12 protein-coding genes are annotated in these 12281 nt (G+C 68.7%); 7 read left to right on the top strand and 5 right to left on the bottom strand.

Features of this window, described 5'->3' with window-relative positions; genetic code table 11:
* Positions 1 to 253: 253 nt before the first annotated feature.
* The 3 genes from NO887_RS11370 (at position 254) to NO887_RS11380 (ending at position 2815) form a co-directional block, all read left to right on the top strand.
* Positions 254 to 649, top strand: coding sequence for an Htur_1727 family rSAM-partnered candidate RiPP (locus NO887_RS11370; RefSeq protein WP_256418408.1), 396 nt, complete (start codon positions 254 to 256; stop codon positions 647 to 649).
* Complete coding sequence (locus tag NO887_RS11375; protein WP_256418409.1) at positions 646 to 1869, top strand: TIGR04347 family pseudo-SAM/SPASM protein; 1224 nt, start codon at positions 646 to 648, stop codon at positions 1867 to 1869. Before NO887_RS11370 ends, NO887_RS11375 begins: the two co-directional genes overlap by 4 nt.
* Before the next feature lie 112 nt (positions 1870 to 1981).
* A complete protein-coding gene (locus NO887_RS11380) occupies positions 1982 to 2815 on the top strand; it encodes a geranylgeranylglycerol-phosphate geranylgeranyltransferase (RefSeq protein ID WP_256418410.1) in 834 nt (277 codons plus the stop codon).
* Between the two features lie 123 nt (positions 2816 to 2938).
* Here the strand turns inward: NO887_RS11380 and yciH are convergent, their stop codons facing one another.
* Together yciH and NO887_RS11390 are read right to left on the bottom strand one after the other, a co-directional pair.
* Positions 2939 to 3232, bottom strand: a complete 294-nt coding sequence (gene yciH, locus NO887_RS11385; protein ID WP_004046732.1) for a stress response translation initiation inhibitor YciH — start codon at positions 3230 to 3232, stop codon at positions 2939 to 2941.
* Positions 3233 to 3360: 128 nt separating this feature from the next.
* Complete coding sequence (locus tag NO887_RS11390) at positions 3361 to 4701, bottom strand: dihydroorotase (RefSeq protein WP_256418411.1); 1341 nt, start codon at positions 4699 to 4701, stop codon at positions 3361 to 3363.
* Positions 4702 to 4874: 173 nt separating this feature from the next.
* On the opposite strand from NO887_RS11390, the gene NO887_RS11395 reads away from it, so the two are divergent.
* Both NO887_RS11395 and serS read left to right on the top strand, forming a co-directional pair.
* A complete protein-coding gene (locus NO887_RS11395; RefSeq protein ID WP_256418412.1) occupies positions 4875 to 5363 on the top strand; it encodes a DUF8162 family protein in 489 nt (162 codons plus the stop codon).
* Between the two features lie 76 nt (positions 5364 to 5439).
* Positions 5440 to 6807, top strand: a complete 1368-nt coding sequence (gene serS / locus NO887_RS11400; protein ID WP_256418413.1) for a serine--tRNA ligase — start codon at positions 5440 to 5442, stop codon at positions 6805 to 6807.
* A 13-nt stretch (positions 6808 to 6820) separates the two neighbouring features.
* Here serS and NO887_RS11405 read toward each other — a convergent pair whose 3' ends face one another.
* The 3 genes from NO887_RS11405 to endA all read right to left on the bottom strand — a co-directional run bounded on the left by NO887_RS11405 (position 6821) and on the right by endA (position 8987).
* Complete coding sequence (locus NO887_RS11405) at positions 6821 to 7030, bottom strand: hypothetical protein (protein ID WP_256418414.1); 210 nt, start codon at positions 7028 to 7030, stop codon at positions 6821 to 6823.
* 69 nt (positions 7031 to 7099) lie between these two features.
* Entirely contained in the window at positions 7100 to 7702 is a 603-nt protein-coding gene (locus NO887_RS11410; protein WP_256418415.1) for an LURP-one-related/scramblase family protein, read from the bottom strand.
* A 61-nt stretch (positions 7703 to 7763) separates the two neighbouring features.
* The gene (gene endA, locus NO887_RS11415; RefSeq protein WP_256418416.1) at positions 7764 to 8987 is read right to left on the bottom strand and encodes a tRNA-intron lyase; all 1224 of its coding nucleotides are present in this window, start codon (positions 8985 to 8987) and stop codon (positions 7764 to 7766) included.
* A 119-nt stretch (positions 8988 to 9106) separates the two neighbouring features.
* Here endA and NO887_RS11420 point away from each other — a divergent pair, with 119 nt between their 5' ends.
* Together NO887_RS11420 and NO887_RS11425 are read left to right on the top strand one after the other, a co-directional pair.
* Entirely contained in the window at positions 9107 to 11416 is a 2310-nt protein-coding gene (locus tag NO887_RS11420) for an AAA family ATPase (RefSeq protein WP_256418417.1), read from the top strand.
* Positions 11417 to 11523: 107 nt separating this feature from the next.
* A complete protein-coding gene (locus NO887_RS11425; protein ID WP_256418418.1) occupies positions 11524 to 12279 on the top strand; it encodes a coenzyme F420-0:L-glutamate ligase in 756 nt (251 codons plus the stop codon).
* The last annotated feature ends 2 nt before the right edge of the window (positions 12280 to 12281 follow it).

Raw genomic sequence — 12281 nt, forward strand, 5'->3', positions numbered from 1 at the left:
AATTTCGCACGTTCGCCTGATAGATGCGACCAAGAGAGCCCGACATCAGTACCTGATCGGTGAGAAGGTCCACGAATTGATGCCAATTCAAACCAAAACTGGCCTATCCTCCGAAACGGTGGGCCAAGTCTATTTTGATATTTTGTATACCGATATATTGTGTATATATTCGGGACGCCCACGTGTTCGGTCGCGTTGCACGACCGTGAGAACCTGCGAAACGTCGTTTGGGTGGTCGGTCGTACACGGGCGTATGGTCGAGAAGACGGACCGGACCCCTGAGGACGGATCGCGTTCGACGGACGGCCGGCGGTTCGAGATCTTCGTCCGGGAGGAGGAAGCCGATCCGCTCCGGCACGTCGGGAGCGTCGCGGCATCCACGCCGGACGCCGCCCACGAGGAGGCGAGCGCGCTCTTCGCGTGGTTCGCCCGCGACGTCTGGGTGTGTCCCGCCGAGGAGACGCACCGGTACTCCGCCGAGTCGCTCGCGGACGAGCGCGGTCGCGACGGCGACTCGACGGGTGACGAGAGCGGCGACGGCGACGCGGACGCCGCGAGCGACGGTGAACCGCGCGTGTACGAGGAGACCGAGGGAACGCCGGCCGTTGGGGACGGTCCGCGGGCGAGCGACGCGGAGGGGTCGCGATGATCTCCGTCAGCAAACTGCTGTGCGGACTCGACGCCGAAAGCGACGGGCTCAGGTACGACGCGGCGGACGGCTCGAAGGAACCACAGATCACCGAGAAGAAACAGCGCCGGCCGGTCGTCGTCTGGAACACCACGAAGCAGTGTAACCTCTACTGCGAGCACTGCTACGCGGGCGCGGACTGTCAGGGGGCGAAAAACGAGCTGTCGACCGCCGAAGGGAAGGCGCTCATCGACGATCTCGCTGACTTCGGCGCTCCCGTTCTCCTGTTTTCCGGCGGCGAACCGCTGGTTCGCGAGGACCTCGCCGAGCTGATCGCCTACGCCGACGACGCCGGGATCCGCCCGGTTCTCTCGACGAACGGCACGCTGCTCACTTGCGAGCGCGCCCGCGAACTGAAGCGGGCGGGACTGCAGTACGCGGGCGTCTCCGTCGACGGGCTCCCCGAGCGCAACGACCGCATTCGCGGGGAAGAGGGCGCGTTCGACGCCGCGGTCAGCGGGATCGAGGCGTGTCTCGACGTCGGGCTCAAGACGGGGCTCCGGTACACGATCACCGAGCACAATGTCGCTGACTTGGCCGGCGTCGTCGACCTCCTCGTCGACGTTGGCATCGACCGATTCTGCTTTTACCACCTCGATTACGGCGGTCGCGGCGCGGACATCTCGGACGTGGATCTCTCGCCCGAGGCGACCCGGCAGGCGGTCGCCGACCTGTGCGACCTCACCCGCGAGTACCACGACGCGGGCGAGGAGATAGAGACCCTGCTCGTGGGCAACTACGCCGACGCGGGATACCTCGTCGAGTACGCCGACCGCGAACTGGGGACCGGCCGCGCGCGACTGATCTACCGCTACCTCGAACGCAACGGCGGAGACCCGACCGGCGAGCGCGTCGCCGACGTCGACCCCGTCGGAAACGTCCACCTCACGCAGTTCTGGCAGGGGTACTCGCCCGGAAACGTTAGAGACCGCTCATTCGGCGCGATCTGGTCCGACGAGTCGAATCCGCTCTTGGCCGGGCTCCGCGATCGCGAGGACCACCTCTCCGGGCGCTGTGCCGACTGCGCGTATCAGTCGATCTGTCGCGGCGGATCGCGTCTGCGGGCGCTCGCCGCACACGGGGACCCGTTCGCGCCCGATCCGAAGTGCTACCTGACGGAACGCGAACGCGAGGGCGCGGCGGCCGCGAGCCGGCTCGGCGGAGAGTCGCTGGCGGACTAAGGGTCGCCGGCAGACTAAGGGTCACCGGCGGATTAATCGACACCGGTGAACGGTGCCGGCGCGGTCGGATCCCGGGTCGTTTATGTGGTGGCCGGCGGTGGACGGAGACGACGTGCACGACACAGCGCGCGGGATCGTCGAGCTCGCACGCCCGGGAAACTGCGTCGCGGCCGCGGTCCTCACGGGGACGGGCGCGTTCGTCGCTGGGATCGACGCGGCCGTCGGACCGACCGCGGTCGCGATGGTCGTCACCGCGGTCGCCGTCGCCGCGGGCAACGCGATCAACGACTACTTCGACCGCGAGATCGACGCCATCAACCGCCCGGATCGACCAATACCACGCGGCGCGGTGTCACCGCGAGGCGCGCTCGCCGTCTCGGCGGGGTGGTTCGCACTCGCCGTCGCGCTCGCGGCGCTGCTCCCGCCGCTTTCGATCGTCATCGCCGCCGTCAACCTCGTCGCACTCGTCACGTACACGACCGTGTTCAAGGGGACGCCGGGGCTCGGAAACGTCCTCGTCTCGTATCTCGTCGGATCGACGTTCCTGTTCGGCGGCGCGGCGGTCGGCAGGCCGACCGCGGTCGTCGTGCTCGCGCTGCTGGCCGGATTGTCGACGTTCGTCCGCGAGGTCATCAAAGATGTCGAGGACATCGCGGGCGACCGCAAGGAGGGGCTCTCGACGCTCCCGATCGCGATCGGCGAGCGGCGGGCACTGTGGCTCGCGGCCGTCGCGCTCGGCGTTGCGGTCGCCGTCAGCCCCGTCCCGTATCTCACGGGAACGTTCGGCAGGATCTACCTCGTCGGCGTCGCCGCCGCCGACGCGGTCATGCTTTTCGCCTGTTACGAGAGCTTCGACGATCCCGCGACCGCACAGCGGCGGTTCAAGTACGGAACGTTCCTCGCGACCGTCGCGTTCGTCGCCGGTCGCGCAGTGGTGCTGGTCTGAACCGGCGGCGGCAGTGGTTCTGATCCGATCGACGATATCCGACGGCACCCTTACAGTGACGGCGCAGCGGCTCTGCGGACAGGTCGCGAGAAAAACGCTCGACGGCGGACGGTTAGGTGACGGTCACGCGACGTTGAAGCCCTTGTCGCGGAGGAAGTCCTCCACGCGACCCGAGTGATTGCCCTGCAGTTCGATGGCACCGTCTTCGACGGTACCGCCGCAGGCGAACTTCGACTTGAGGTCCGACGAGAGCGAACTCATGTCGACGTCTTTCGGGTCGAATCCTTCGATGACCGTTACCTCCTTACCGTACCTGCGCTCGTCGATGCGGATGCTGATCTGCTGGGACTCCTTCGCGACGTCTTCGCAGACGCAGAGTTCCTGGGGCAGTCCGCACGTCGAGCAGACTTCCGACATTACGGTCGAAGGTACATGGTGCCCGTATTAAATAGTGTCGGGAGGGTCACCACGGTGGACGGCCTATCGCGGATCACGCCCCACTCACGCGTCGCGGACGTTGTGTCCGATCGGAAATCACGCTCCGGTCACTCGCCGCGGACGTTGCGGCCGACCGGCTCGCCGAACGACTCTGCACCCGTGATCGGGTCGCGCTCGTAGACCACCGATCCACGGACGACGGTCAGTTCCGGAAACACGCCCTGAAGCCCCTCGAACGGCGTCCAGCCGCAGGCGCTGTGGAGTGCGCCGGCCTCGATCTCCCGCGGATCGGTCAGGTCGACCAACACGAGGTCGGCGTCGGCCCCCTCGACGATCCGCCCCTTGGCGGGGAGCCCGAAGATCGATGCGGGGTTGGCGGCGGCCACGTCGCGAACCCGCTCCATCGACAGCTCGCCGTTGCGGACCGATTCGAGGAGCAGCGGGTACAGCGTCTCTACCCCGGGGACACCGCTCGGCGCGTCCGTGAGGCCCTGTCGCTTCTCCGCGACGGTGTGCGGCGCGTGGTCGGTCGCGACCACGTCCACGTCGCCGTCGCGGAGCCGTTCGAAGGCCGCAGATCGCCGCGCCTCGGAACGGAGCGGCGGGTTCATCCGACCGAACGTCCCGAGGCGGCCGGCGTTCTCTCGCGATAAGAAGAGGTGGTGCGGCGTGACCTCACAGGTCGCCGCGGCGTCGGCAGCGTCGCTGGCGGCACGGGCCTCGGTGACCGCGTCGATCGCCTCCGGCGTCGACGTGTGCGCGATGTGAACTTGCGCGTCGGTCCCGGCCGCGGCGTCAAGCGCGCGCTCGACGGCCGCGACCTCGGCGTCGGCGGCCCGGTAGGCCGACCACGCGTCGGCGGTTGCGGCGGTCCCTGCGCCGCCGAGATCCCCGTCGAGGGCCGCCGAATCGAACAGCGCCTCGTCTTCGGCGTGGACCGTGACGGGAACGTCGCGGGCGGCGGCCTCGGCGAGCGCGTCTTCGAAGAGGCCCACGGCGATCCCCATGTCGCCGGTCGAGTCCGCGAGGAACACCTCGCCGAGCGCGAACAGCGGGCGGTCGAACAGGCTATCGGGGTCCCACTCCGCGGTGACGCCACCGTTTATGCCGTAGTCGACGAGGGAGGCGTCCGCGAGCGCGCGCTTCTCGTCGAAGGCGTTGCCGTCGATGGTCGGCGGCGAGGTGTTCGGCTGGTCGACGACGCAGGTGACGCCGCCCGCGGCGGCACTCTCCGAACCCGACCGCCAAGTTTCCTTGTGGTTCGCGCCCGGCTCGCGGAAGTGCACGTGCACGTCGATCGCGCCGGGGAGGAGGTGACGGCCGCGGGCCTCGACGATCCGCTCGCCGGCCGCGGCGTCGAGTCCCGTCGCGACCCGCTTGATCGTTCCGTCTCGGATCCGGATGTCGCGCACCCGTCCGTCCGCCAGCTCCGCGCCCGTGATGAGCATGCGTACGCGCTCGCATCGCCGTACATAAACCGTGGCGGTTCGGGACCGAAATCGGATCGACTCGCCACTTCGGCTGCGTCCGCCAGCGTCCACCGGCGTCTACCGGCAAGTCTCCGGCAAGCACGTCGACGCGCACCCAAAACGGTTTGTCGCGCGCGGATCCCTTGGTGGACATGTTCCCTCCCGTCCTCGCTGTCGACACCGCCGTCGGTTGGATCTCCACGCTCGCGCTACTGGCGACGCCCGGTGTCGTCGCCGCGGTCCTCTGGTTGCCGTTCCTGCTTTCGGCGCGGTTCAGGGCGCTGTTCCGGGCGCTGCCGCCCGCGGGCCGACCGGCCGTCTCGTACGTCGCCGTCGCGCTCGGGCTCTCCGTCCCCTACCTCGTCGGCGTCCTGCTCACGGTCAGCTTGGTCGACCCGTCGGGAGCGGACTGGAGCAACGCGCTGATCGAGACCGCGTTGGTCGGCGGGCTCTGCACCGGTTTCGTCGCTCCCGTAGTCGCGATAGTCGGCCTCCCCCGGCTCGGGATCGACTGGGACCCGACCGGATACGGACCGTCGACGTGGGCGATCGCGGTGGCCGCCGGGCTCTGGTACGCGCTCGTCGCCGCGATCCCGCTGTTCGCGCTTGCGATCGTCTTCGCGCTTCCGGGTGGGTACTGATGTCCACGTTCGCTCCGTGTCGACCGCTGCCGACGCTCCGATACGGTTTTGGGTCGCCCGGCGGAACCCCAGACAAATGCTGTCTCGACAGTTCGTCCGGGAGAATCCCGAGGTCGTCCGCGAGACGCTCGACAACAAGGGCGTCAACGTGGACCTCGACCGGATACTCGACATCGACGAGGAGTGGCGGGAACTGAAAGGGTGCGGGGACGACCTGCGACACGAGCGCAACGAGGTCTCTTCGACGATCGGCGAGTTGAAACAGGCCGGCAAAGACGAGGAAGCCCAAGAGGCGATCGAGCGCTCACAGGACCTCAAGACGGAACTGCAGGAGATCGAGGAACGCGCCGACGAGCTGGAGGCCGAACTGGAAGAGTCCCTGCTCGAACTCCCGCAGATCCCCCAAGAGTCGGTCCCCGTCGGCGAGGACGAATCGGAAAACGTCGAGGTACGTCGCGAGGGGTTCGACGACCTGCGCTCGCTCCCGGCCGAGGTGGAGCCGCACTACGACCTCGGTGAGGAGTTGGAGATCCTCGACTTCGAGCGCGGCGCGAAGGTCGCCGGCGGCGGCTTCTACGTCGCGAAGGGCGACGGCGCGCGCTTGGAGCACGCGCTGATCCAGTTCATGCTCGACGTGCACCGCGAGCAGGGGTACGAGGACGTGTTCCCGCCAATACCGGTCAACTCCGCCTCGATGCGCGGCACCGGACAGCTCCCGAAGTTCACCGAAGACGCCTACCGCGTCGAGGGGTCGAACGCCGATGAGTACGACGACGACGACCTCTGGCTGCTCCCAACCGCCGAGGTCCCCGTCACGAACCTCCACCGCGACGAGATCCTGCTGGGCGAGGACCTTCCCCTGAAATATCAGGCGTACACGCCGAACTTCCGACAGGAGGCGGGCGAACACGGCACTGAGACCCGCGGAATCGTCCGCGTCCACCAGTTCAACAAAGTGGAGATGGTGAATTTCGTCCGACCAGACGAGAGCGACGAGCGTTTCCACGGGCTCGTCGACGAGGCCGAGGAGGTGCTCCGCCGCCTCGAACTCCCCCACCGTATCTTGGAAATGTGCACCGGCGATCTTGGATTCACGCAGGCGAAGAAGTACGATATCGAGGTGTGGGCTCCCGCGGACGACATGGATGAGGGGCCGGCAGAGGGGGGACGCTGGCTGGAGGTCTCCTCCGTCTCGAACTTCGAGGACTTTCAGGCGCGGCGCGCGGGAATTCGGTACCGCGAGGAGCACCACGAGTCGGCAGACCATCTCCACACGCTCAACGGCTCGGGACTCGCGGTCCCGCGGGTCGTCGTCGCAATCTTGGAGTACTACCAGAACGACGACGGGACCGTCACCGTCCCGGAAGCGCTACGCCCGTACATGGGCGGGACCGAGGTGATAGAGGGTCACGACTCCGTCGGCGAGACGAAGCTCGGGGACTGAGCGTAGCTCCGAGTCACTCGTCGGCGTCTGGAACGCCGAGTTCTCCCGTCACCGCGTAGAAGACGATAATGACCACCGCCATGATACCGCCGGTAGCGACGCCGAGGAGGACGCTCCCGCCGATGGCGTACGTCACTATCGCGAAGACCGCACAGAACGCCACGAGGTACACGAGCGCCTGTCGAGCCGCCAGCGATCGATCGAACGTCTCCGGCAACACCATGAGCGAACGCTCGTCTCGTCTCTGTTTAGCTCTTTCCTCTCTTGACGTGGCTGCGTCAGTGGACGCTCGCTACTTGTTCTCTAAGGCGTCGAGGATACACGCAGCCGCGACAACCGCCTCTTTCGGGACATCGGTCGCGTCGTCGATGGTGACCGTGTAGGCGTCCCGGAGCGAGAACTTCCCTTCGATACTGCCGACGTGGTCGCCGTCGGCGTCAGCGATCTCGTACTTGTTCGGGACGAGGTTCGCGAGGCCGACGAGGTGTCGGAGCGCCGAGAGCAGTTTGTTCTTCGACCGGATGGTCGCCAGCGGCGCTCCGGTTTCGGGGTCGCGAACCGTCCAGTTCTCGACGAAAAGCGAGAAGTCTTCGTCGAGGACGACGACTTCCTCTCCGGTGCCCGCGTCCCTGATCGCGTAGTTCCCCGCAACGTCCATGATTCCGCCCGCCTTCACCGTGAACGCGTCCCCGCCGTCGCCGGTGACGAACGGGAACTCCTCTTTCAGCTTGAACATCTTCTGTTTCCCGCGCAGGACGACGGTGCCGTCGCCGTCGCGGACGGTGTACTTGTTTCGGATCACCGACTGTTTCACCTCGTATCGGTCGCCGTCGAGCGCGACCGTGGAGATGTCGTAGGCGGCCGATGTCGAATCGAACGTGGGGGACTCTGTCACGGACAACAAGAGACGCAGGCGTCAGAAAACGGTTCCGTTCGCCGTACGAACGGTCGCCGACTCACGGCGTCAACCGACCGACCGAGAGCCACTCCACGTCGGCGTCTGTGCGTCCACGGCTGTCGGTTCCGGCCCAGCCGCCGGCTCCATCCGTTCCATCGCCGACTCCCGTCAGCGCGAACACCATCTCCTTGCGGACGCCGCCGGCGAGCCGCACGTCGAGCGAGAGTTCCCGAGGCGAAAAGCGGTGGTCCGGCTCGACGACGCGCACGAGGTGTTCTGAGTGCGGCAGGTCGTCGACGGTCTCCACGTCGAGATAGGTCCGGAAGTCGGCCCCGAACTTGAAGCCGGTCTTCGGGACCGCGTCGGCCTCGCGCAGCGATCGGTACACCGCGAGCCGGCGGTCGAATCGCTCGCCCTCCACGGCGCGCCCCCGAGCGACGATCGCGGCCGCCGGGCCGTCAGGGGTCGTCTCGTCGGCGGTGCCGTCTGATTCCGCGCCTCCCCGTCCGGCGGCGTCGACGGACGCCGACAGCGACAGTCGTCCGTCGGCCGCGAGCGCCGCGGCTTCGACGAGCGAGAGCTGAAGCGCGCCGTCGACCGCGGCCGCGCGGCCCGTGAGCGGCTGGCCGTAGAAGCCGCGCTCGTAGAGGTCTGCGGGCGCGTCCCAGACGACGACGCGGTCGGCGAGGAGCACGCCGGTCGTCTGAGCTGGCGGTTCGTACGCCGTGTCGCCCTCGATCGCGCCGTCGTCGGCGGCGAAGTAGGTGATGTCCGACTCCTCGTCGACGACCGCGAGGGTGCGTCCCGCGAGCCCCGCCGCCGGGACGGACTCGCGCTCGCCGACGACCTGGACGGGGTACTTCACGTCACCGGTGTCGGGCGTCGATCCGCGCTCGTAGGCGACGAAGTCGACCGCGTCGGCGACGGCGGCGTCGCCGCCGGGCCACGGCTCGCGGGCGGGCGAGAGGTAAAAGCCCCGGTCGCGCAGATCGCTGTAGACGAGGTACCGGACCGCGAACCGATCTGCGGCGGCCGCGCTCTCGACGAAGAAGCGCTCGAAGCCGACCTCGCGGTCGTCGCCGGAGGTCGCGTCAGTCTCCTCCCCGTCGAGGACGACCCCGGACAGGTCGCCGCGAAAGAGCAGGTGCGCGGCCTCGACGCGAGAGAGCGCTATCTCGTCGCCCGAGAGCGGTCGACCGTACCCTCGGGAGTCGTAGAATCGCTGGCGGGCGTCGCCCGCGACGCGGACGAAATCGCCGCGGAGGTGCCCTGTCGGTTGCATGCCCGACATCGGGAGGGGACGAGGGAAGGGGGTTGCGGTCGGCGGTCGCGGTGGGGAGTCGCGGTCGCTTGCCGGCCTCACCGGACAGAGTAAAGGGTGCGGCGACCGCAGCGACTGGCATGAACGAGACAGGCGGACTCCGACTCACCGTCCGCGCCGCGGAGAAGCGCGACGCGGGTCGGGGTATCGCTCGGCTCCCCGAATCCGCCCGGCAGCGGCTCGGCCTCCTCAGCGGCGACACCGTCGAGATACGCGGCGACCGCACCGCCGTCGCGAAGGTGTGGCCCGGCGGTCCGGACGCCGCCGACGGCTCGGTCCTCATCGACGCGGACACCCGTGCGAACGCGGGCGTGAAGGTCGGTGACACCGTCACTGTGGGGGCCGTCGATGTCGACGACGCCCGTCGCGTCGTGCTCGCCGCGCCGGCCGAACTCGCCGACGCTGACGTGAGCCGAGAGGTCGTCGAGCGCGCCCTCGCACGCGACCTCCGCGACCGCCCCGTCACCGCCGGCGAGGCCGTCCACGTCGAGCGGCTCGGGGGGATACGGTTCGTCGTCGACGAGACGGAGCCCGCGGGGACGGTGCGCGTGACGGACCGCACGACCGTCTCGGTGGCGTACGCCGACGACGAGGCCGGAGAAGCGTCGGACTCCGGCGGGCCGTCAGACTTCGAGGATGGGTCTGACTTCGGCGAGGGGTCCGACTCTGACGCGCGCCGCGGCCGCGTCGATTCAGGCCGCACTGGCTCGGACGGTCCCGGGGGTATGGCCCCCCGATCCGACGCCGGAGCCGACGATGGGAGGAGAGACGCGCCGCCGGAGGCGCACACCGCGGGCGCGACCTACGAGGACATCGGCGGGCTCGACGAGGAGTTGGAGCTGGTCCGCGAGACGATCGAGCTGCCGCTCTCGGATCCGGAGGTGTTCACCCGGCTCGGCGTCGACCCGCCGAAGGGCGTCCTGCTGCACGGGCCGCCGGGAACCGGGAAGACCCTCATCGCGCGCGCGGTGGCCAACGAGGTCGACGCGACGTTCATCACGGTCGACGGACCGGAGATCATGTCGAAGTACAAAGGTGAATCGGAAGAGCGGCTCCGAGAGGTGTTCGATCGCGCGAGCGAGGACGCCCCGGCGATCATCTTCTTCGATGAGATCGACTCGATCGCGGGAAAACGCGACGACGGCGGCGACGTGGAGAACCGCGTCGTCGGCCAGCTGCTCTCGCTCATGGACGGGCTCGACGCCCGCGGCGACGTGATCGTCATCGGCGCGACGAACCGCGTCGACACGCTCGATCCCGCGCTCCGTCGCGGGGGCCGGTTCGACCGCGAGATCGAGGTCGGTGTCCCCGGCGAGGCCGGTCGCCGGCAGATCCTCGATGTCCACACCCGCCGGATGCCGCTCGCAGACGACGTGGACCTCGACCGGATCGCGAGCCGGACGCACGGATTCGTCGGGGCCGACATCGAAAGCCTCGCGCAGGAGGCGGCGATGACCGCGCTGCGGCGCGCCCGGACCGCGGACGCGGCCGCGCTCGACGACGTGACCGTCACGAAGGCGGACTTCGAGGCGGCCCACGCCGCGGTCGAACCGAGCGCGATGCGCGAGTACGTCGCAGAGCAACCGACGACCGACTTCTCCGATGTCGGCGGGCTCGACGACGCCAAGGAGAAACTGGAGCGCGCGGTGACGTGGCCGCTCACGTACGCCCCGCTGTTCGAGGCGGCTGACGCCGACCCGCCGACCGGCGTCCTGCTTCACGGCCCGCCGGGGACCGGGAAGACGCTGCTCGCGCGGGCGATCGCGGGCGAGAGCGGCGTCAACTTCATTCAGGTCGCCGGGCCCGAACTGCTCGACCGGTACGTCGGCGAGTCAGAGAAGGCCGTTCGCGACCTCTTCGACCGCGCGCGACAGGCGGCACCCGCGATCGTGTTCTTCGACGAGATCGACGCGATAGCGGCCGACCGCGACGGTGCCGGCGGGGACGGCTCCGGGGTCGGCGAGCGCGTGGTATCACAGCTTCTCACGGAACTGGACCGCGCGAGCGACAACCCGAACCTCGTCGTGCTCGCGGCGACGAACCGACGGAACGCGCTCGACCCGGCGCTTCTTCGACCGGGACGGCTGGAGACGCACGTCGAGGTGCCCGCCCCCGACCGTGACGCGCGCCGGAAGATACTCGCGGTTCACACCGACTCGAAGCCGATCATCGACGGTGTCGACCTCGACGCCCTCGCCGACGAGACCGAGGGCTACTCCGGTGCGGAGATCGCGGCGCTCTGTCGGGAGGCGGCCCTCGTCGCCATCGAGCGCGTCGCCGACGAACACGGCGCGGCCGCGAACGACCACGCCGACGAGGTCGCGATCACGCACGAGGACTTCACGGCCGCGCTGGCGTCGGTCCGCCCGGCCGCCGACACGCGGTCGTGACGGCCGCGAATAACGTCTCTCTCGACGACGGCGATCGGCTTCCGCGAGTACTGTCAAACCGTCCCGGTACCGGCGGGGTTTTTCGTCGCCGACACGCAGTGAGGCGTATGGAGCTGTTCGCGGTGCCTGACCTCCCGGAGATTCGGGAGGGAGACGATATCGCAGCCATGATCGGCGAGCGCGTCGACCTCCGCGCGGACGACGTGGTCGTCGTCGCAAGCACCGTCGTCTCCAAGGCCGAAGGTCGCGTCTTTGACCTCGACGACTTCCCGGCGAGCCCGCGCGCCCGAGAGGTTGCGGACCACCTCTCCGAGATTGCAGATGAGGAGAAGGACCCGCGGTTCGCGCAGGCCGTCATCGAGGAGTCGACCGAACTGATCACGGAGGCTCCGTTCCTCCTCACGGCGACTCGCTTCGGACATATCGGCGTCAACGCCGGTATCGACCGGTCGAACGTCCCCGACGGCGACCTGCTGCTGCTCCCCGAACGGCCCTCGGAGAGCGCGGCGCGGATCCGCGAGGGGCTGGTGGCCGACCGCGTCGTCGTCAGCGACACCTGTGGACGCCCCTTCAGACACGGCCAGCGCGGCGTCGCGATCGGCTGGGCGGGGATGCCGGCGAGCCGTGACTGGCGCGGCGAGCGCGACCGCGACGGCCGTGAGATGGGCGTCACCGTGCAGAACGTGATCGACGAGTTGGCGGCGGCTGCCAACCTCGTCGCCGGCGAGGGTGCGGGCGGCACGCCGGTCGTCGTCGTTCGCGACTGGACGTTCGGCGACCACGACGGCTCGGACAGCCACTTCCGCGCGGTCGACGGCGACTTCGTGCGGCAGGCCCTCCGGCAGTGGACCTTCGACGAATAACC

Source organism: Halorubrum laminariae (genome assembly GCF_024494655.1).
GTDB classification, from domain to species: Archaea; Halobacteriota; Halobacteria; order Halobacteriales; family Haloferacaceae; genus Halorubrum; species Halorubrum laminariae.

Bases quoted from the DNA above. Each gene is read 5' to 3' on its own strand.
- endA (WP_256418416.1), bottom strand. From the start codon at position 8,987: ATGCAACCGACAGGGCACCTCCGCGGCGATTTCGTCCGCGTCGCGGGC.
- yciH (WP_004046732.1), bottom strand. From the start codon at position 3,232: ATGTCGGAAGTCTGCTCGACGTGCGGACTGCCCCAGGAACTCTGCGTC.
- NO887_RS11420 (WP_256418417.1), top strand. From the start codon at position 9,107: ATGAACGAGACAGGCGGACTCCGACTCACCGTCCGCGCCGCGGAGAAG.
- NO887_RS11425 (WP_256418418.1), top strand. From the start codon at position 11,524: ATGGAGCTGTTCGCGGTGCCTGACCTCCCGGAGATTCGGGAGGGAGAC.
- NO887_RS11375 (WP_256418409.1), top strand. From the start codon at position 646: ATGATCTCCGTCAGCAAACTGCTGTGCGGACTCGACGCCGAAAGCGAC.
- NO887_RS11370 (WP_256418408.1), top strand. From the start codon at position 254: ATGGTCGAGAAGACGGACCGGACCCCTGAGGACGGATCGCGTTCGACG.
- serS (WP_256418413.1), top strand. From the start codon at position 5,440: ATGCTGTCTCGACAGTTCGTCCGGGAGAATCCCGAGGTCGTCCGCGAG.
- NO887_RS11395 (WP_256418412.1), top strand. From the start codon at position 4,875: ATGTTCCCTCCCGTCCTCGCTGTCGACACCGCCGTCGGTTGGATCTCC.
- NO887_RS11405 (WP_256418414.1), bottom strand. From the start codon at position 7,030: ATGGTGTTGCCGGAGACGTTCGATCGATCGCTGGCGGCTCGACAGGCG.
- NO887_RS11390 (WP_256418411.1), bottom strand. From the start codon at position 4,701: ATGCTCATCACGGGCGCGGAGCTGGCGGACGGACGGGTGCGCGACATC.